Origin of the sequence: Pedobacter arcticus A12, from assembly GCF_000302595.1 — a bacterium.
Lineage (GTDB): Bacteria > Bacteroidota > Bacteroidia > Sphingobacteriales > Sphingobacteriaceae > Pseudopedobacter > Pseudopedobacter arcticus.
Genome location: NZ_JH947128.1, coordinates 122,450 through 142,788 on the forward strand (window position 1 = coordinate 122,450; position 20,339 = coordinate 142,788).

The window sequence follows — 20,339 nt, forward strand, 5'->3', positions numbered from 1 at the left end:
TTAATAGTTTATCTCAATTACTTTTAAGCCATAAGGAGCTATTGCTATATTCCAAGCACTTCCATTTCCTTTCAATTTTTCCTTTTTTCCTTTTGAATTGATAAAAGCTACGCCTTTGATTTTGGCGTCTGAAACTCGTGGTATCTTTTCAGCATCAAATTGGACTGATGTTTTTAAAGGTTGCCCATTATTATTTAACATAATTAAAAAGCACTTCCTTTCTTTTTCATTCACTGCAGATACATGATCTAAATACGGATTATCAGTTTTTAATAATCCCTCGCTAATAATTAAGGAAGCTGTAGTACCATACACTTTTCCTGGGGCAAAGCCATAACTTTGATGTGGCCCTACTTTTGGGGTAATAAATCCGCGTGGGAATATAATTTCTCCTTTACTACGCAACTCAATTTCTGCCATTAAGTAATCTGTTATCCATCCTATTTGCCACCAAGCGTGGTGTGGGAAACTACCTGGTCCATTATTCATTGCCGACCAGTAATAAGATGCTACGTTAGTTTTATTATCAACAAAAGCATCCCTACCTAAGGCCGCCGCTCTAGCCATTTCTAAATAAAGCGAGTCTTTAGTTAAATTGTACATTCTAATAAACAGCCCCGCATGACTTGCCAAAAGAATGGGACCAAGCGAATTTGTAGAACCAATATTTCCGCCATGCTCAAAACTTAAACCCACCTGACTAATTTCCCAGTCTTCACGTTTTAACCCTTTAACCAGTTTAATATCTTTATTAGGGATAGGGTGAGTATAAATGGAAGTTGTATAAAAGCGAGCTGTTTTTATTGTAGCTTGTAAATAGGAATCCATTTTTGTGAGGTCATAAAGATCCAAAAGAGCCTGAACACTTTGTCCAGTAGCAAAATCAGGAACAAAACGAGCATCCCCACAAACACCTAAGAAATGTCCTTTGTCTACTGCATTTTTGATATACCAATTGGCACCTTTTTCTGCTGCAGTTAAATATTTTTTATCTCCCAAAATCCGGTAAGCTACTACCAAACCATAAAATGTTGGACGCAAATCTTCTAGCTCAGTAAATAAGGGCTTATCGGAAGCTCTGTCATAAGCAACAACCCATTCGCCTTTAGCTCCCTGCCATTTCAACAAGCGTTCTGCTCCTTGCCTTAAACGCTCTTTCAATTCATTGTCCCCAGGCTCAAACAGCAACACATTACCTATATCCATCATGGTATAATATGTTAAACCAATGGGTTCAACATAAGGGCCCCATTCTTCAGTAAATTTTTTACTTTTCTTTAAATAATACTGCCCTACTGCGGCTCCTTGGAAAAAACCAGGTTCTGCTTGTTGTTGAAGCAATTTAAAATTACGAGCATAAGGCAGTCGATTTGATTTCAAAACACTATCGTCTGTGATTTTTGCAAGCATCCACATGGCGCCATAATCAGAATTTTTCATAGCGTCTTTATCTGAACCTAAAACACCGCCCAAATAGGCCTGTGCTCCTATGGTAGTCCCCAGGTATTGCTCAGTTTGCCACATAGACGTTTTATCATCCATTAAATAGCTATGCATTGCCGTGATCCGATCTGTTAACGATTGGCTGGTCTTTTTTAAATCCAAAAAATCATTAAACCGAAAAATATCTGTAACTGCATGTTTAAATACGGGATACCAATCAGAAACTTGCAACGTATACCTAAATTCAAAACTTACAGTTTCTCCAGCTTTTAAGAAAGAGCCTTTTTCTCCTAAAACAGGGTGGTACAAAGTAGGCATCAATTGCGACTGACGGTTCATCAGCGATAAACCCAAATCCCACTCGTTATGGGTGTTTTTATCATTAGTCCAGGGATTACGACCTACGCTTGGATCAGGAATTACAGCCATTGTAATGCCGTTTTTTAAACTTATTAATGGTGACAATGTGCTAGCCGCTCTTTCTCTTACAACTACAGGTTTATGGGGTATTCCCTGGCCATATGCGTAAGCTTTTACAAAGTTTTTTTCTATTTTGTCTCCTTGAAAATAGCCTGGAAGTAAACCCCAAGAAAGTTGCTCCTTAGAAATTTTAGCAAGAGAAGGGCTTGCCATAGAAAAATATCCGTCTTTTTTTGCTATCAGCGTTAGCTTTACCAATACGTCTGTAGGATATTTTGGATCGATTTGCCAGGTTGATTTTATAGTAGCAAACTCTGCTTCTTCAAAAAAAGAAAGATTTTTATTTTCACCATAATAAGCTTTCTTAGGGTAAAAATGATGTGCCTCGCCGGCCGTATTTAATTGTACCGGACTGATGACCCCTTTCCAATGTGATGCAGCATAACGATATACTGGTTCGGGGAAATCTATTTTTTTACCATCAATATAAAGTACAGAATCAGTTATTGGTGGTTTTTTTTCGGAATATAATACTGTATATCCAGCATCAGCACCCGATACATCAATCCATTGACTTCTGCTTTTAACCTGTAAAACTGTTAATTTCCATCCTTCTGGTTTTTCTTCCCAACGCAAATTAAGTGTTGCGCCTTTAATTGCCATGGTTTTGTCAACCTGCCAACTTACTGTCGCTATTATAAAAAGGCCACACAATAGGCAAACAAACAAAAAGTACTTTCTTAACATTATATTAGTTATTGAATTGATGGGTTCTTGAATTCTTATTAAAGATTTTTCAAACCATTACATCTAAACCAATTGTTATCCGCATTAATAAAGAATAACAACCTGTGTGTATCATCAGTTAAACAAGAGGTTTTCTACTAATTTATTATTAGCTAACTAAGGCGTTATAGTGATGGTAAGTTCTTGAATTGCTTCTTTAAAAGTATCCCCAATTCGATTAGAAGCAAGAAAACTCACTTTATAAACACCTGCTTTTAGGTATTTGTAAGTAAAATCTGATAGTGGAGCACTTATATTTTTTATAGCAAGGCCCACATCAGATTTAATCACATTTGGATCTAATTGTTTTGAAACCACCCAATCTTCATTATCTTCAGAACCAACTGCTCCTCCGTACATTAACAATTGAGCAGAAGTAATAGTCCAAACTGCAGTAGGATTTTTAAAACTTACCCCTAACCATCCTGCATCAGCCATCACCGCTAAAGAGGTAATGGAGTTTTCGCGAACAGAAGATGCATTAAATGTTCTAATTACCCATCTGTTTTGCTGTGCTGTAGTTTTCACATCCGTATATTTAAACGCAATTGTCACCGGCTTTCCAGTATCAGAAAAATCAGACAGGTCAATAATTCCTGAAGGCGTTTTATCAACGCCAGTTGAAAAAATCGCTCTAGAACTAACATCATCCCACTTTGCCGATTTTACCGTACTTGAATCTACCTTTCCGCTTATATCTGTAGTAACCATTAACGATAGGTTTTGCCTTAACCCTCTATCTACCAATGAAGTAAATTCAACTTGCAATTTACCAGGCAGAGATGTCCGGTTTCTGTATTCGTATTGGTTGCCTTCTTCTCCTGAATAAAATGTGATATTATCTGGATTTCCTTTAAAATCAAATTTAATTTCTTCTCCAACTTTATAGTTTAAAGTTGAAGTAGAAACACCAAACGACGGACGTTTTGCTTCGTCTTTTGAACATGAAGAAACAAGAACAAACAATGCTACTACGATAAAATTCAAATATTTCATCTTTCTAATATTTAATTTAAAATTTATTACCATCCTGGATTTTGATCACTAACTTTTATATTCGGATTAAGCACTATTTCAGAATTAGGAATAGGCAAAAGCAGATTTCTAACTGTGGTATTTTTACCTGCAGAAGATGCGTATCTCCATGTTGAAGGTGCTGTAGCTGTTATCTCTGTTGCTAAAGTGTTCATTTTAGTAACATACAAACCCCAACGTTTTAAATCATGCTGTCTCATTCCTTCAAATGCAAATTCACGAGCTCTTTCATCCTGAATGGCTTCAAGAAACTTGGCCTCTAATAATCCTGGAGTTACATCAACCGTAGGATCATTAGTGGTAATAGGTTTATTATGTCCTCTTCTTCTAACCCAATTCAAATATTTTTCCGCTAACTCACTTGGCCCACCGTCAGCGCCGTTAACTGCTTCTGCATACATCAACAACACGTCGGAATAACGTAACGCGGGAAAATTAACACTGTTATAACTTTTTGTCTTTGGAGTTACGCTTTCGTATTGACGACGCCACTTGCCTATATTGCGATCGTAAATTTGAGCCGACGTCCAATCAACAGCGGTTGTTACATTATTTGCGGTCACATATCTAAATGGCGCTATACACCAATCACGACGTATATCGTTTACATCATATAAATTGTACAATCTGGCTGTTGTATTAATGCTACCTGTAGAATAGCCAGGATTTGTTAAATTTGAACTTGTAATTCCGTTGCTTATACCCAAAGTACCTCCTTGCAATAAGTTACCGGTGTTATTTCCATAAAAACCTATTTCCCAAATGCATTCTTTTGTATCGGTAATATCTTTGGCGGCATTAATAAAAATTTGTTTATAATCTGTATTTAAAGAATGTCTTCCTGATGTAATTACCGAGTCTGCCCAATCCCTCGCTTCTGCATATTTTGACTCAATATTTAAAGGCTTTCCTGCCATTGTTAGACAAACCTTTGCTAATATTCCGGCAACTGCAGATTTTGTTATCCTCTCATTATACTCCAGTCCAGGCGTTGATTCACCTTTGGTAAGGTTTTGAACTAAGGGATAAGCTTGTGTCATATCCTTTAAGATTTGATCATAAACTTCTTTTACAGTAGATCTAGGCAGTGCTTTCTCTGCTGGGTTTTTAGTTGAGACTAATTTAAGCGGTACGCCTCCAAAATGATCCACCAGCAAAAAGTAATAGTATCCCCTTAAAAATAAAGCTTCGCCAAAAACAGCAGCCCTTTTATTTTCATCCATTTCAGGCTTATCAATATTTTCTATTAATGTGTTTGCCCTATCAATTCCTTGGTAACAAGCTTCCCAAAATCGCCCAATGTCCACATGAGCCGCATCAAAATCCAAAACATAAATTGAATTTGTTGAAACATTTCTATAAAAAAACTCATCACTAATGGATAAATAAGTAAAAAGACCTCTACGGTAGGTCCTTTCATCTCCTAACTGACTATACACACCTGTTAAAGCTATATCTAACTCACTCTCCGTGTTAAAGTAATTATCAACGGTTTTAAAATCTGTTGGTTCAACTTCTAGAAAATCTTTACAAGAGTTCAATGAAGTGATGAGCAATAGGCATAATAAATATTTAATACTTTTCATATAAATTGCTTTAAATTATAAACTAAGATTGATACCAAAAGTGATTGTTTTTGCTTTTGGATAGGCAGACCAGTCGAATCCAGGTGTCAATGCAGAACCAAAAGTAGAGACATCTGGATCCAAACCTGTATAATTAGTCCATGTGTATAAATTTTGTCCAGATGCAAATATTTTAAACGTTTTTACTTTCAATTTCTTCATTAAAGTATTATTAAAAGAATAGCCTAAAGACACGGTTCTCAACTTAAGATAAGAACCGTCTTCTATCGTTCTTGAAGAATAAACCAACGGACCTTGACCATAAACTTTGTATAAATCATTAGTCTGATTTTCTGGAGTCCAGCGATTTGCATAAGAAGCAAACATATTTAACGAACTTCTATTCTCTCCTCCTTCAAATTCTATCCTATTTGCGTTTAACAAATCGTTACCATAAGACCATTGAAAAAATACGTTAAGATCAAATCCTTTGTAAGTAAAATTATTACTAAAGCCTCCAATATGCGTTGGATTAGGATCACCAATAATAGTTTGGTCTAAGCCATCAACTTTCCCGTCGCCATTAATATCTTTATATTTTACGAAGCCCGGTTGAACGATTGTTCTTGCCTGCCCGTTATTGGGGACGTTATCTTTTAGCACATAACTACCATTTGAAAGTTGGTTGAAATCTGAATACTGATACACTCCATCCCACACATAGCCGTAAAACTGAGCAATGGGATGACCAGGAATTGCAATGTAAGGATAGGCATTAGTGAAATTACCCCAATTTATTCTTGATAAAATTGAAGGATCTTCTTCTGTTAGCTGTAAAACTTTGTTTCTATTAAATGAAATATTAAAACTTGAATTCCATGAGAATTTTTTATTTCTCACGTTCACGGTATTTACTGTAAACTCAAACCCTTTATTGGATACTTTACCCACATTTCTTAATCCAGTAAGATAGCCCTGAGAAGGTGCTAAAGAGGAATTCAATAATAAATCATAAGTTTCTTTATTGTAATAATCAGCAACTAAAGAAATGCGCTGTTTAAATAATCCTACATCAATACCAATATTCGACTGCCCAGTTGTTTCCCATTTTAAATCCTCATTTCCAAGGAAGTAAGGAATGCTTCCATTTTGTGGCGAATTATCAAAATTATATCCTGAACTTGAATTAATACGCATGGCTAGCAAACTAGCAAAATCCGACACCCTGTTGTTTCCTGTAATTCCGTAACCTGCTCTTATTTTAGCGCTAGATATTAGAGGAAAATTATTTTTGATAAAATCTTCGTCACTTACCAACCATGCTACAGAACCAGAAGGGAAGTATGCCCACCTATTGCCCGCTGCAAACTTTGAAGAACCATCAGCCCTAAAGGAAGCGGTTAATAAATACCTGGATTTATAATTATAATTAATACGAGCTAAAAAAGACATTAATGAAGATTTAGAACTAGCTGACATCAATCTAAAAGGTATCCCTTCGTCTATTCCGCTAATACCTAGTGACTCGTTGGGTAACATTGTTCCTCCAAACCCAGAACTTGAACTATTAACTTCTTGAATGGTGTAACCTGCAACAGCATTTATATTATGGTATTTATTTATTTTCCGTTTATACGTTATAGTGTTTTCATTCAAAAAATTAGTTACATCATAGTTTTGGATAATACCATTAATACCATTGGCACTTGACAAAGGATTCCCAGCTCTTGTATTGGAGTTGTTAAAAATCTCTTTCCTCGTACTTCTTTTTATTATGCTTCCTGTTGTTCTAAAAATAAGGTTATTTTTAATTTTATATTCCGCATAAGTATTGGCAGAGAAAGCATTAACAAAAGAAGGATTGTATTCGTTACTTGTAGATAACACTGGGTTTATCCTATATTCAACCAAGGGATCAATATCTGGATCAAAAGGCTGTTCCAAAAGTTGTTCATCCATTAAGGGATCGCCAGTTACTGGTCTATAACCCCAAACACTATACATTAGGCTAGCCGTTGCACTTCCATTTTGTTCCGTGGAGATAGTTCCAAAGGTTTTAGTGTTGGTATAGTTCGTATTTACGCCAACTTTTAATTTCGATGATACCGTTTGATCCAGAACTATACGTCCTTGATACCGCCCAAAACCACTATTAATTATAATTCCGTCTTGATTTAAGATGGAACCTGAAACAGAATATCTAGTTTTATCTGTGCCTCCGTTAAGAGATAGAAAATGATTTTGCACCCCAGCCGCTCTAAATATCTTATCTTGCCAATTAATTCCTTTCACAGTTTTGTAATAGTCTAAATCTCGTCCATCTTTAAAATATATAGGTGTAAAAACTGCCGAATTAAACTCAATTTGATATTTCACAAAGTCATACGGGCTCATCATTTCTTGTTGCCTTATATTTTGCTGAACACCAAAATAATTCTGATAAGAGATAGTTGGCAAGCCTATTTTTCCTTTTTTAGTAGTTATAATGATAACGCCATTTGCTCCTCTTGCTCCATAAATAGCTGTTGCAGACGCATCTTTTAGGATGTCTATAGACTCAATTTCGGCAGGGTTAACCGCATTATTTTCTGGGTCTTCAATTGGGAAACCATCAATTACGTACAATGGCGAATTATCTTGGGTCACTGAGTTATTACCTCTAATCACTATTTGCAAACTAGCACCAGGTTGGCCATCTGTTGCCGATACCTGAACACCAGCAACCCTACCAGCTAATGCATCTTCAAACGATGCAACTGGTGCTTTTTGAAGATCTGCCATATCTACCTGAGCGACAGCACCTGTTAAATCACGTTTTGTAGCTGTTCCGTAACCTATCACAACAACATCATCCAACATATTCATGCTAGGTTCAAGTTTAACGTCATAGGTTAAAGATTTACTTATTACTATTTCTTTAGTAGTAAATCCGGTAAAGGAGAAAATCAAAGTCCCTTTAAGTTCAGGAATGGAAAATTTAAATACACCATTAATATTGGTTTGAGTAACTGTATTGAGCCCTTTTAGCTTCACTGTAACTCCTGGTAATGGTTCCCCTTTTTCATCGGTTACCGTACCTGAAACATAAATTTGCTGTGACTTTTGTGTCAGAACATTTTTGCCTTGATGTTTTTCAGCATGGACAATGCTTAGCAAGCCTAACATCGAACAGATTAATACAAAGTAAAATTTCATTATTTAAATTGATTAGTATAAAACAGGAAACACATGAACAATTATTTTATGAAGGTGGTCTTCTTTAAATTAATGGTTGCAGAAGACGAACCTACAAGAATGTCAAACTCGCCAGCATCGTATGTAAATTTCTTCAAATTAACATCATAATAAGAGAAAGCAGATTTATCCAGTTTAATCGTTACCGTTTTTGTTTCTCCCTTTTTTAGAAATATTTTTGAAAAGCCCTTCAATTCTTTATCTGGTCTTGGTAAAGGAGCTACTAAATCTCTGACATAAAGTTGAGCTACCTCGGCTCCATCATAGTTACCTGTATTTTTAATTTTAAAGGTCACCGTTACATCTGGCGATTTAGTTTTTTTATTTACATTAACTTTTAAATCTGAATAACTGAACGATGTATAAGATAAACCAAAGCCAAAAGGAAACATCGGTTCAACCTTCTTAGTATCATAATAACGATAGCCTATAAAAACACCTTCATTATATTTTACTCTTTTACTGTTTGTTGGGTCGTAATAATTATTAAACGCAGGGTTGTCCTCCCATTTTTTCTCAAAACTCACAGGAAGCTTACCGCTAGGATTAGTTTTACCGAAAAGTATTTCTCCTATAGCTTCTCCACCTTCTTGCCCAGGGTACCATGCATGCACTAATCCGGCTACATTAGGCAACCAATTCGTCATAGAAACGTTACCACCAGCATTTAAAACAACTATTGTTTTGGGATTAACTTTCGTTATCACATTAATTAAACTATCCTGATAATCTAATAATTCGAAAGAACGGTCATTACCTTCGCGTTCACTGCTCTCATTAAAGCCGACACATATTATAGCAACATCGGCACTGCTCGCTGCTTTAATTGCTTCAGAAAAGTCTAACTTATCTAAGTGCCACGCAAAACTAATATCTACAGGATGCGAATTTGCATAATACTCCAATCGTACGGTGTGTTCTTTGCCTGCCAATAAATCAAGCGATACACTTTTTGTAGTAATTCCCTGCTCTCGCCAAAGATTTACTACCTGCTCGCCATCTACATACAATCTAAAACCATCAAATCCTCTAACGGTAAATTTATATTTACCTGATTGCTGTGGTTTTACAACTCCAGTCCAACGTACCGAGCAATGGTCAAAAGGAAAGCCTCTGCGGTCCGACGCCACATGCCAACCATTGTTTATACTTACAATTGTATCTATCCTGGTTTTAAAAGGAGCACCTTGTAACTTGATATTATTAAAATATTCTGCTTTTAACCCACGAACTGAAGATCCTTTTTCGATATAAAAAGTCGACTTTGAAACAAGATCGGAAAGTACGGGCAAACCTACAGAATGAACAATATCTGCATTTTGTGCATGTTTTTTTATTCCTTCTAAAGTTGTAACGGAACGGAAAGGAAAAGTATACGAACTACCTCCGCCAGCAATATACACGTCTGAATTTGGACCGATAACTGCTATTTTTTTAATATTAGTTGATAGCGGTAAAATATTGTTTTGATTCTTTAATAGTACAATTCCTCCTCTAGCAAGGTCAAGTGCTACTTTGGCGCCATCAGGATTGTCTTTTGGGATAGATAAATCTAACTGCTTATTATCATAAAAACCAAACCTAAAAATAATGCGTAGAATTCTGCGAACTTTATCGTTTATCACTTCTTCTGTAAACACGCCATTTTTTATTGCCAACGCCATATCTTTTTTGTTCATATGAACCGCTCTTGACATTTCTAGATCTAATCCTCCTTTTGCTGCTTCAATACCGTTATATGTTGATGACCAATCCGACATTATAAAGCCATCAAATCCCCATTTTCCTTTAAGGATCTCGTTATTAAGATAATAATTTTGAGTGGTATAAATCCCGTTAACAGGATTATAGCTATTCATCACCGAACCCACTTCACCTTCTTGTACGGCAGCTTTAAATGCAGGCAAATAAATCTCTTGCAAAGTACGTTCATCAATATCAGAACTTATATTGTTACGATCCCACTCCTGATTATTAGCCAAATAATGCTTTACTGTGGCTACAACTTTCTCTTTTTGTAATCCCTTGATATAACTTACGCCAATTCTAGAATTAAGGAATGGGTCTTCACTAAAATATTCAAAGTTTCTACCACCCATAGGTGCTCTCAAAATATTAATCCCTGGCGCAAGCAATATATGCACACCTCGAGATCTAGAATCTCGACCTAATTCTTTACCTAGTTTTTTTATTAAAAGTGTATCCCATGTTGCCGCAGACAAAATACTTGCAGGGTAAGCAACCGCCTTTCCATCTTTATGTGTGCCAACAGGGCCATCAGTAAGCTTTATTTCAGGCAAGCCTAACCTATCAACAGGTCTGATGTAAAATCCTTTGTAACCACCAATATAATCTAACTTTTCATCAAGAGTCATCTGAGAAAGAATATCTTTTACCCTATCTTCTACAGAAGCTTTTTTGTTTTTATAAATTTGAGCCTTAGCGTTGTTAAAATTGAATATTATTAGAACACCAAAAAATAGGGCTGAATTTTTAACTTTAAAAGAGAAAAATAATTTTTTCAAACAAATGGAAGTACATATATTATACATAATATGAAAATATAATTGGTTTGGTTTGGTTTGGTTTAAACAAACATAGGAAATATTTTGCATAATCAAATTATTTTTTAAATTTTATTATAATAAGCACTTTATAAAAATTTATCCTATATAAAATGGAGCTTATAGCGAATCTAGTAGGGCTATTATCTGTTATGCCCCGATTTACTATAATTCAGAAATATCACTTAGTTTTGTAAAAAAAACATATGCCTTTAAATACAAACAAGCTCAATAAAAAGAAATCGGATATTGCTCCAACTTCTTCTACTCACAGAATGAAATATCTTCAACTGGCAGAATATGTTAATAAGCTTATTGAGAATGAAGAACTTAAAATCAACGATAGACTGCCCTCTTTAAATCAATTAATAGAAATATTAAATATCAGTAAAGAAACAGCATTGAAGGGCCTAAATTATTTATCAGAAAAAGGAATTATTGAGGCTGAGTACAGAAAAGGGTATTATGTGAAGAAAAAAACGCAATATCATCCTTATAGAGTTTGCCTTATTTTGGACAAAATGAACATATTACGTGACCGCGTTTATCAATCTTTCCTTGCAACAATTAAAGATCAAGCAGATGTTGATGTTTATTTTCATCATCATAACTTTAAAGTATTTGAGAAACTAATTGAAGAAAACCTAAACAATTATACCCATTTTGTAATCATCACTTTTTTTAAGGAAAAGGTAAGTGATATCTTAAATAAAATCCCTGCGCATAAAAGGGTAATTTTAGATTATCAGGAAAAAAACTTATCGGGTGAATATACCTGTATTTACCAAGACCACAGATCTGACATTATAGAATCTCTTACTGAACTTTTACCACAAATAAAAAAATATAGTCGACTTGTTTTAATTGCTCCTTTAGAAGCTTTTCATGCTAAAAACATCATTGATGGGTTCGAGGTTTTCTCAAAGAGACATGCTATACCTTACCGCATATTTAACATTATCGATGATAAAATAGCTAAACAAGGTGATGCATACATTACCTTCAGTCGATATGATCAAGATGATGTGGATATTATTAAGATTGCCCGCAAAAAAAATTGGCAGCTCGGAAAGGACATCGGATTAATATCTTATAATGACACTGCAGTTAAAGAGGTATTAGAAAATGGAATCACCGTAATCAGTACGGATTTTAATAAAATGGGGGAAGAAGCAGCGAAAGCGATTATAAATAAAAAAGTTATAACAATGAGAGATCCTGCTAAAGTTATATTGAGGAATTCTCTTTAATTCATTTAGGTAAAAAATTAGAAATCTAATCAATTTTTTATCCGCATGAGTTAACCAACATGGCAATCAATAATGCTCCAATAAAAATAGCGTATAAATTAAACCGGTAATCTGCGGAGCGTGTTAAAGGAAATGTAGTTTTTGTTTTCATAGCATGATATTTATAATATTAGCTATGCAATAAACAAACCAATTTTTCTTGTCTATAAATCCAGACGAAACCCATATCACTAATGAAACCTGCGAAAAGATGGTGGAGTAAAACTACCCGATAGTAAGGTGTAATCAGTATTCCTCAGAAAATCAAGAAAGATACTTACCTACAATCGGCATACGACGCCCCATGCCAAATGCCTTTGATGATATCCTGAGTATTGGCGGAGTTTGATAGCGTTTAAATTCAGCGCTATTAACCATTTTTAAAATCCTATTTACCAAAGCTTCATCAAAACCATCACTAACAATTTGCTTTGAGCTTTTCCGCATCTCTATATACTCATACAGTATTTTGTCTAAAACATCATAATCTGGCAAAGAATCAGAATCTTTTTGATCTGGCCGTAGCTCTGCGGAAGGCGCTTTTGTAATGGTGTTTATAGGTATAATTTCTCTTTCCCTATTGATGTATTCGGCAAGTTGATAAACCTGAGTTTTATAACAATCACCTATTACAGAAATTGCACCGCACATATCGCCATAAAGCGTTCCATAACCTACGGCACCCTCGCTTTTGTTTGAAGTATTTAATAAAATATATCCGAATTTATTGGACATCGCCATCATAATCACTCCGCGAGAGCGGGCTTGAATATTTTCTTCGGCCAGGTTAGCTTCTAACCCTTTAAATTCCCCTGCTAAAGTTTCTTCAAAAGCATTGGTTACTGTTTCAATAGGAACGAAGGTGCTTTTACAGCCTAGGTTTTTAGCTAAGTCCTCCGCATCTTTAACAGAATGGTCTGATGAATATTTAGAAGGCATTAAAATACCCATTACGTTTTGCGCTCCTAAAGCCTTACAAGCTAAAGCACAAACTACAGCCGAATCTATTCCGCCGGACAAGCCCAAGGTTGCTTTTTCGAAGCCTGACTTTTTAAAATAATCTCTAATCCCTAAAACTAAAGCTTGATAAACCTGCTCTGTATTTGATCTCTTTTCTAGTTTTCTATTAAGAACAATTGAACTTTGAACTTGCTCAACATCAAACACGCACACTTCTTCTTTGAAATAATCAAGCTCGGCTACAATATCACCAGCCTTATCAAAAACTAAAGATCCACCATCAAAAATCAGCTCAGTTTGTGCACCAATATGATTTACATAAAACAGTGGCAAATTATACTTTCTACAGTTCTGTGAAAGTATAAAAATGCGTTCTTCATCATGCTTGTATGAAAACGGAGATGCTGCGATGTTGATCATAAAATCCGGGGATTCTTTAATCAACTCGTCCATTGGGCAAGTTTTATAAAGTGGGTTATCTCCGAAATTCCATAAATCTTCGCAAATAGTCAGTGCAATCTTATGACCTTTATAATTAACACATTTAAATTCATGTGCTGGCTCAAAATAACGATATTCATCAAAAACATCGTAAGTGGGTAAAAGTGCTTTTTTTATCACTTGTTGCACTTTGCCTTCCGCTATAAAATATGCTGCATTGCAAAGGTCTTTTCCTTCCACAACAGGATTTTGTATAGGTAAACCGATAATACATGCAATGTTTACACAAGCCAAAGCTACATCTTGCGCAGATTTTTCGCAAAGATCAATAAACTCAGCATATTCTAAAAAATCTCTTGGCGGGTAGCCAGAAATACATAGTTCAGAAAACACAACGAGGTCAGTTCCTTGTTGTTCCTGAGTTTTTAAGGTTTCAATTATTTTTCGGGTATTGGCCTCAAAATTACCAATATGATAGTTTAACTGAGCTAAAGCGATTTTCATGAGTGGAAGAAAGGTTTTTACTAAAAGTAAACAGCTAGGTTTAAGCCTAAGTAAGAACTTTTTATAGTTCCATTCCCCTTTTTAATATCAGTAAATCCGTTGTTAAAAGACAGTCCAACATCTAACGCAGTTTTCTCGCCGATAGAAAATTGGGTACCGCCACCTATAATTAACGATGCTCTGTAAAAAGCTGTGCCCTTATAAATATTTTGATCTTCAACATTTGCTACGCCAGATACACCTTTTACATCTTGCTTTGCACCAACATTAAAAGCATTTCCTAAACCAAATTCGCCGTAAAATCTTAATCCATTTATATCTCCAGTAGCCAATTTAATCTTCGCTGGGATTTCAATATATTGAAGTTTGTAAATCTCCTGCTTTCCTTTATCCGGAGCAGCTTCATTTTGCGTCTGCCCATTAATGGTAGTCAATTTCAAACCTGTTGTAAAAGCATAATTGTCGGCAAAATAAAAATCGCCAATTATTCCATAACTAAACCCAGCTCTTAAACCATCTGATTTTACGCCATCAATTTCAGATTTCAACCAACCGAAATTTGGGTGTGCGGTAATTCCTAATTTAAATCCTTTATACGTGTCTTGCGCAAACAGCATGGTAGTACATATCGTAAAAATAGCTGCGAATACTAACTTTTTCATAACTTCGGGTTGTCTATTAATTTTTGTTCAAATGAAATTTAACAATCTCGCCAAAATTACATTTTTTTTCGCAATCTACCTGTGTGTTAGCGCTTGCACCCAACAAAGCAAAATAGATACTAGTAATATCAAAGTGGATTTACAGATTGAACGTTTTGATCAAGACTTAGCTAAAATTAATCCAAGCCAACTTGCCGAAAAGCTACCTGCCCTGCAGAAAAACTACCCGGTATTTTATAAAGACTACTTTGAAAAAATACTGAATTTGGGAAGTACAGAAAACGCAGCATACATCAACATGTTGGAGCAGGTTTTAACCGGAAAGCCTTTTCAAGATCTACAACATGAGACTGATTCCGTTTACCCCAATTTGGATGCGCAAAAACCAGAATTAATTGATGCTTTTAAACACATTAAATACTATTATCCGGAATGGAAAACACCAAAAATAATCACTTATATTTCTGGTTTTCAAGTTCAAACACCAATTGGAAGTGGATATGTAGGCATTGGTTTAGATATGTTTTTAGGTAAAAAATCAAAATTTTATCCCGCTTTGGTCGAAACAATTCCTAGGTATATCAGCAGGCGCTTTACACCCAAAAATATTACACCAAGAGTAGTTGAAGTAATTACTAGAGAAGAGTTATTCCCCGAATTAGCTAACGATAAAAGCTTGCTATCCAAAATGATATATAATGGAAAGCTGTTATATTTCATGAAAGCAGTGCAACCTGACCTAGCAGACAGCACAATAATAGGTTACAATAAACAACAAATGGAATGGTCCACAAGTTTTGAATCAGACAGCTGGGCTTATTTTTTAGAGCAGGATTTATTGTACAATAGTGATTACATGAAAATTCAAAAATTTCTGGCGGAAGCACCTTTTACCCCTGGTTTGGGAGAAAAAAATGATTCGTCGCCAAAACTTGGACTGTTCATTGGTTGGCAAATCGTAAAAAAATACATGGAGAACAATCCAGAAATAGATTTGCAGCAGCTTATGTCGACTAAAGATGCCCAACAAATTTTAACAAAAGCCAAGTATCATCCAAATCAAAAAAAATAAATTCGGGTCTTTTAAAAAATGATTTATCAATGAATATAGGGATAGTTTTAAGCGGTGGCGGAATTAGAGGAATAGCACATTTAGGAGTTTTAAAAGCCTTAACAGACAAAAAAATAAAGGTTTCGAAAATTACAGGAACAAGTGCAGGTGCAATTGTAGGTGCACTTTACGCAAACAATATTGATCCTTATGATATATTACAGATTTTCAATAAATCTAAATTAATTAAACATTTGCGTCTCGCATTTAATACAACAGCACTATTAAATTTAGAAACTGCTTTTTCTTTACTAAAAGAATATATACCGCACAACAGTTTCGAGCATTTAAAAACCCCTTTAACCATTACGGCTACCAATTTCAACAACGGTAAATTAATTTATTTTTCTGAAGGAGAATTGATCAGGAAAGTGCTTGCTTCTAGCTGTATTCCTGGTGTTTTTAACCCTATAATGATTGATGGCAAACTCTACGTTGATGGAGGCGTAATCAACAACTTCCCTGTAGAACCTTTACAAAACTGCTGTGAGGTGATAATTGGATCTTCTTGCAATCATTTACCCGACATTACCAGTGTAAGAAATATTAGGCATGCTTTGGAAAGAGCGGCAATGCTATCACTAAATCACACGCTCATTCAAAAATGTGAATTTATTGATGTACTAATAGAACCTAAAGGCTTAGGCGAAACCAGTATTTTCGACGTAAAAAAAGCAGAAGAAATTTTTTGGATAGCTTATGAAGAAACACTGAGCAAAGTTCCAAAAATTGAAGAGGCGATCAACGCTATAAAAACAAAAAAGGCGTCAATTAATTAACGCCTCTAAATATCATATATATAAAACTATTAATCTTTCAAAATTCGCATAACGCCGATAATTGAAATAGCCGCACCTATAAAAGTAACAGCCCAGCCCAATACATCAACTACAAAAGAATGATCAATTACTTGTTTGATGTAAACACCAAATAGCGTAACAAAAACACCAGCTATAATTAGTTTTACGTGTGAAGGGTTGTTTGCATTTACCATGTCGTCTTTTTTTTGTTTGAGACGCAAAATTAAAACTATTGTTGAAATATTACTATGAAACGGTGTTTTTTTTAATGCTTTCGAACTTCATTCCTTCTAATTGAACAGTTAGTCCTTAAAACCTAAGAAAACCAGTCTATTTATTGATATTTTTTATTCTGACTTCTAAAAAAGTGAGAAAGCTAATCACAGTTCATACAACAAATAAGCTTGTGGAATATCGGAAAATCAAAAGAATAGTTGATTTAAAGTCGCATTTTTTATAAAATCTATCTTTATAAATTGCTTTTGGTAAATTGCTCAAAATTATATAAATGAGGATTGCAATTAACGGTTTTGGAAGAATAGGCAGAACGGTATTTCGGTTATTAATGCAACAAAAAACAATTGAAGTTGTAGCCATAAATGATCTTACAAATACCGAAACTCTTGCACATCTTTTAAAATACGACTCGGTTCACGGAAATTTTAATGGTCTGATTTCAACGGATAGCAACAGCTTAATTGTAAATGGCAACCACATCCAAGTTTTTGCAAATACCAATCCTGAACAGTTACCTTGGAAACAACTCGACATTGATCTAGTAATAGAATGCACCGGAAAATTTTTAACCGCTGATTTAGCTGAGAAACATTTAAAGGCCGGAGCAAAAAAGGTATTGCTTTCTGCGCCTTCACCAGACAAAAGCATTCCAACCGTCGTTTTAGGGGTAAATGATAACGATATAGATTGGGAAAGTAAAATACTCTCTAATGCATCTTGCACTACAAATAATGTTGCTGCTTTAGTACAGGTATTAGATGATAATTGGGAAATCAAAGAAGGTTACATTACAACCGTACATTCAATGACAGGCGACCAGAACCTTCATGACGCACCCCATCGCGACTTACGAAGAGCTAGAGCAGCTTCTTCGTCCATCATTCCTACCACAACTGGCGCAGCTAAAGCCATTACCAGTATTTTTCCTCATTTAGAAGGAAATTTGGGAGGTGCTGGAATTAGAGTGCCCGTTTTAAATGGCTCGCTCACAGATTTCACCTGCATATTAAAGAAACAACCAAAATCTGTGGAAGAAATAAATCTAGCGTTCAAAAACGCCGCAAACGGAGCGCTGAAAAACATTTTGGAGTACACAGAAGACCCTATTGTGTCTGTTGATATTATAAACAACCCTCATTCCTGTATTTTCGACTCAAAATTAACTTCTATTGTAGGAGGAATGATTAAAGTAGTAGGTTGGTACGATAACGAATTTGGCTATTCTAGCCGTCTAATGGATTTAACACTCAAATTAGCACAGTTAAAAGGATGATCAAGTTTTTACAAACAGCAGATGTATTATCACTAAGAAACAAAATTCTTAGGAACGATAAACTAACGCTTGAGGAATGCATTTTGGAAAATGACAGCAAAGCCACAACGTTTCATATCGGATTTTTAGTCGAAAATGAAGCTGTTTGCATAGCTAGTTTTCATCAACAGCCTAAAGATGATTTCACTGGCTTAGGTTATCAGCTAAGAGGAATGGCGACTGATGAAGATTTCCAAGGAAAAGGTTATGGAAACCGCGTGATGAATTTTGCAATTGTTTACCTGCGTGGACAAAATGCTAACTATTTATGGTGCAACGCCCGCGAAAAAGCTTTCAAATTTTATTTAAGCCTAGGCTTTGAATTCATTGGCGATAAGTTTGAGATTCCCCATATAGGAACGCATAGCGTGATGTATTTGAAGATTAAATAAACGAAACCGATATTAGACCAGCATCTTAAATCAGAAATAAACTTCAACTTCATACTTCTCAAATCCCTAGAATAGAACAATATCTATTTAATGCTGTAAGTTCTTCTTGCGCAATAAACAAATGGAAATCTTCTTTTTTTTCATCTACCTGAGCATTTTCTAACGTTTGGTAATAGCGCATCCTATTTTCTACATCGCCCTTTATATTTGCTATTACGTAACCATTTTTTAACAAAATTAAATTCATAATTAACCTCGAGGTTCTACCGTTTCCATCAATAAACGGATGTATAGTAACCAACCTCTCACTTAGCTCAGCAGCCAATACAACGGGATGTAGGTGATTTTTATTAACCTCATACCAAAAAAATAAATCCTCCATTTGCTTTCTAATAATAAAAGGTTGTGGTGGCAAATGCCGACTTCCCTTTATCATCACCTGTACATTTCTATATATACCCGCATTTTTTGCATCAATACCTTTTAAAATAAGCGTATGTAACTGCAATAAATCTCGCTCACAAAAATCGTAATCTTTTTGAATCAACTCTTTTAAATAGGTTAATGCTTCTTTATGATTGATAGCTTCCAGATGCTCTCTCATTGATTTACCAGAAATTGTTATCCCTTCGTTCACCACCAAATCGGTTTCTTTTAGTGTTAAGGTATTTCCCTCTATCCTATTACTTTCAAAAGTATACTCTAACTCCAAGGCCTGTGCTATTCTGTAACTATCTAAATCTCGGTGCTTCTCAAGTTTAGCTTTAGCAACATCAATTTCCTGTAAAATCAAAGCTAAATCACTCTCTTGTAGAGGTAACTTCTCCTTTGTATGGTACTTAACTTTTTCTTCTGCAACGGAAAGAACTTCTAAAGCAAAATTTCCATACCCGATATCGCCTACTATTTGATTGCTTAGCCAATCAACCAACAAGTCATGCGCATCTAATTCTAACAGGTAAGCGAGCTTAATAATTTGCTCTCTGGTAGGTTTACGTACCCCCGCTTCAAACTTGCTTATTAAAGATGCATCAACCTTTAAGCACTCTGCTACCTCTCTTAGCTTTAGCCCTTTTTGTACTCTAGCGCTTCTGATTTTATTTTCCATATTTTATGACTAAAATAAACATGACAAATTTGGTCATTTTTTTAATTATATCAAAATTATATAGCACTTTAAAAATTATCGGCACAAAAAAAACCATCCTATAAATAGAATGGGTTCCTTATTAGTTCAAAATCTATCAGACTTTAATTTCCACTTCAACACCTGAAGGTAATTCAAGCTTCATCAAAGCATCTACAGTTTTAGCAGAAGCGCTATAAATGTCTAACAATCTTTTGTAAGAGCATAATTGAAATTGCTCTCTAGCTTTTTTGTTAACGTGTGGAGAACGTAATACAGTGTAAATTTTCTTCTCAGTTGGAAGAGGAATTGGACCACTAACTACTGCACCCGTAGGTTTAACAGTCTTTACAATTTTCTCAGCAGATTTATCTACCAAGTTATAATCGTAAGATTTTAATTTGATTCTGATTCTTTGGCTCATTATTTTTGTTTTATGCTTCACCGTTAGAGCTATT

General features: G+C 35.1%; 15 protein-coding genes. 5 read left to right on the forward strand and 10 right to left on the reverse strand.

Translation table 11 applies throughout. The annotated features are described in order from the left end of the window. From B176_RS0116520 to B176_RS0116540, 5 genes are all read right to left on the reverse strand, one after another. Entirely contained in the window at positions 1 to 2,526 is a 2,526-nt protein-coding gene (locus B176_RS0116520; RefSeq protein WP_017259945.1) for a glycoside hydrolase family protein, read from the reverse strand. Between the two features lie 240 nt (positions 2,527 to 2,766). After that, entirely contained in the window at positions 2,767 to 3,645 is an 879-nt protein-coding gene (locus B176_RS0116525) for a DUF5017 domain-containing protein (protein ID WP_161603036.1), read from the reverse strand. A gap of 26 nt (positions 3,646 to 3,671) precedes the next feature. After that, positions 3,672 to 5,270, reverse strand: coding sequence for a RagB/SusD family nutrient uptake outer membrane protein (locus B176_RS0116530; protein ID WP_017259947.1), 1,599 nt, complete (start codon positions 5,268 to 5,270; stop codon positions 3,672 to 3,674). Between the two features lie 15 nt (positions 5,271 to 5,285). Beyond that, on the reverse strand, positions 5,286 to 8,444 hold the full coding sequence (locus B176_RS0116535; protein WP_040540740.1) for a SusC/RagA family TonB-linked outer membrane protein: 3,159 nt from the start codon (positions 8,442 to 8,444) through the stop codon (positions 5,286 to 5,288). Between the two features lie 41 nt (positions 8,445 to 8,485). Beyond that, positions 8,486 to 11,008 carry a beta-glucosidase gene (locus B176_RS0116540; RefSeq protein ID WP_202803359.1) on the reverse strand — a complete coding sequence of 841 codons (2,523 nt, stop codon included), beginning with the start codon at positions 11,006 to 11,008 and terminating at the stop codon, positions 8,486 to 8,488. Between the two features lie 245 nt (positions 11,009 to 11,253). Here B176_RS0116540 and B176_RS0116545 point away from each other — a divergent pair, with 245 nt between their 5' ends. After that, entirely contained in the window at positions 11,254 to 12,297 is a 1,044-nt protein-coding gene (locus B176_RS0116545) for a GntR family transcriptional regulator (RefSeq protein ID WP_017259950.1), read from the forward strand. Positions 12,298 to 12,600: 303 nt separating this feature from the next. On the opposite strand, the gene B176_RS0116555 is transcribed toward B176_RS0116545, so the two are convergent. Together B176_RS0116555 and B176_RS0116560 are read right to left on the reverse strand one after the other, a co-directional pair. Further along, positions 12,601 to 14,241 (reverse strand): NAD+ synthase, encoded by a 1,641-nt coding sequence (locus B176_RS0116555; RefSeq protein WP_017259952.1) that lies wholly within the window; start codon positions 14,239 to 14,241, stop codon positions 12,601 to 12,603. Between the two features lie 20 nt (positions 14,242 to 14,261). Next, entirely contained in the window at positions 14,262 to 14,903 is a 642-nt protein-coding gene (locus B176_RS0116560) for a porin family protein (protein WP_017259953.1), read from the reverse strand. Between the two features lie 31 nt (positions 14,904 to 14,934). Between B176_RS0116560 and gldB the strand changes: the two genes are divergently transcribed. Continuing rightward, positions 14,935 to 15,975 carry a gliding motility lipoprotein GldB gene (gene gldB / locus B176_RS0116565; protein ID WP_017259954.1) on the forward strand — a complete coding sequence of 347 codons (1,041 nt, stop codon included), beginning with the start codon at positions 14,935 to 14,937 and terminating at the stop codon, positions 15,973 to 15,975. Between the two features lie 29 nt (positions 15,976 to 16,004). Continuing rightward, a complete protein-coding gene (locus B176_RS0116570) occupies positions 16,005 to 16,793 on the forward strand; it encodes a patatin-like phospholipase family protein (RefSeq protein WP_017259955.1) in 789 nt (262 codons plus the stop codon). Positions 16,794 to 16,822: 29 nt separating this feature from the next. Here the strand turns inward: B176_RS0116570 and B176_RS0116575 are convergent, their stop codons facing one another. Beyond that, positions 16,823 to 17,035: a hypothetical protein gene (locus B176_RS0116575; protein ID WP_237739850.1), complete on the reverse strand. Its 213-nt coding sequence runs from the start codon at positions 17,033 to 17,035 to the stop codon at positions 16,823 to 16,825. A 287-nt stretch (positions 17,036 to 17,322) separates the two neighbouring features. Here B176_RS0116575 and gap point away from each other — a divergent pair, with 287 nt between their 5' ends. After that, the gene (gene gap / locus B176_RS0116580) at positions 17,323 to 18,324 is read left to right on the forward strand and encodes a type I glyceraldehyde-3-phosphate dehydrogenase (protein ID WP_017259957.1); all 1,002 of its coding nucleotides are present in this window, start codon (positions 17,323 to 17,325) and stop codon (positions 18,322 to 18,324) included. Beyond that, entirely contained in the window at positions 18,321 to 18,755 is a 435-nt protein-coding gene (locus tag B176_RS0116585; protein WP_017259958.1) for a GNAT family N-acetyltransferase, read from the forward strand. Before gap ends, B176_RS0116585 begins: the two co-directional genes overlap by 4 nt. A 58-nt stretch (positions 18,756 to 18,813) precedes the next feature. Here the strand turns inward: B176_RS0116585 and B176_RS0116590 are convergent, their stop codons facing one another. Continuing rightward, a complete protein-coding gene (locus B176_RS0116590) occupies positions 18,814 to 19,863 on the reverse strand; it encodes a Fic family protein (protein ID WP_017259959.1) in 1,050 nt (349 codons plus the stop codon). Positions 19,864 to 19,999: 136 nt separating this feature from the next. Continuing rightward, positions 20,000 to 20,305 carry a 30S ribosomal protein S10 gene (rpsJ, locus tag B176_RS0116600; protein ID WP_013633190.1) on the reverse strand — a complete coding sequence of 102 codons (306 nt, stop codon included), beginning with the start codon at positions 20,303 to 20,305 and terminating at the stop codon, positions 20,000 to 20,002. Positions 20,306 to 20,339 lie beyond the last annotated feature (34 nt).

Excerpts from the sequence above, each read along its gene's own strand:
- B176_RS0116520 (WP_017259945.1), bottom strand. The coding sequence starts at position 2,526 with ATGGCAATTAAAGGCGCAACACTTAATTTGCGTTGGGAAGAAAAACCA.
- B176_RS0116525 (WP_161603036.1), bottom strand. The coding sequence starts at position 3,645 with ATGAAATATTTGAATTTTATCGTAGTAGCATTGTTTGTTCTTGTTTCT.
- B176_RS0116530 (WP_017259947.1), bottom strand. The coding sequence starts at position 5,270 with ATGAAAAGTATTAAATATTTATTATGCCTATTGCTCATCACTTCATTG.
- B176_RS0116535 (WP_040540740.1), bottom strand. The coding sequence starts at position 8,444 with ATGAAATTTTACTTTGTATTAATCTGTTCGATGTTAGGCTTGCTAAGC.
- B176_RS0116545 (WP_017259950.1), top strand. The coding sequence starts at position 11,254 with ATGCCTTTAAATACAAACAAGCTCAATAAAAAGAAATCGGATATTGCT.
- B176_RS0116555 (WP_017259952.1), bottom strand. The coding sequence starts at position 14,241 with ATGAAAATCGCTTTAGCTCAGTTAAACTATCATATTGGTAATTTTGAG.
- B176_RS0116560 (WP_017259953.1), bottom strand. The coding sequence starts at position 14,903 with ATGAAAAAGTTAGTATTCGCAGCTATTTTTACGATATGTACTACCATG.
- gldB (WP_017259954.1), top strand. The coding sequence starts at position 14,935 with ATGAAATTTAACAATCTCGCCAAAATTACATTTTTTTTCGCAATCTAC.
- B176_RS0116570 (WP_017259955.1), top strand. The coding sequence starts at position 16,005 with ATGAATATAGGGATAGTTTTAAGCGGTGGCGGAATTAGAGGAATAGCA.
- gap (WP_017259957.1), top strand. The coding sequence starts at position 17,323 with ATGAGGATTGCAATTAACGGTTTTGGAAGAATAGGCAGAACGGTATTT.
- B176_RS0116585 (WP_017259958.1), top strand. The coding sequence starts at position 18,321 with ATGATCAAGTTTTTACAAACAGCAGATGTATTATCACTAAGAAACAAA.
- B176_RS0116590 (WP_017259959.1), bottom strand. The coding sequence starts at position 19,863 with ATGGAAAATAAAATCAGAAGCGCTAGAGTACAAAAAGGGCTAAAGCTA.
- rpsJ (WP_013633190.1), bottom strand. The coding sequence starts at position 20,305 with ATGAGCCAAAGAATCAGAATCAAATTAAAATCTTACGATTATAACTTG.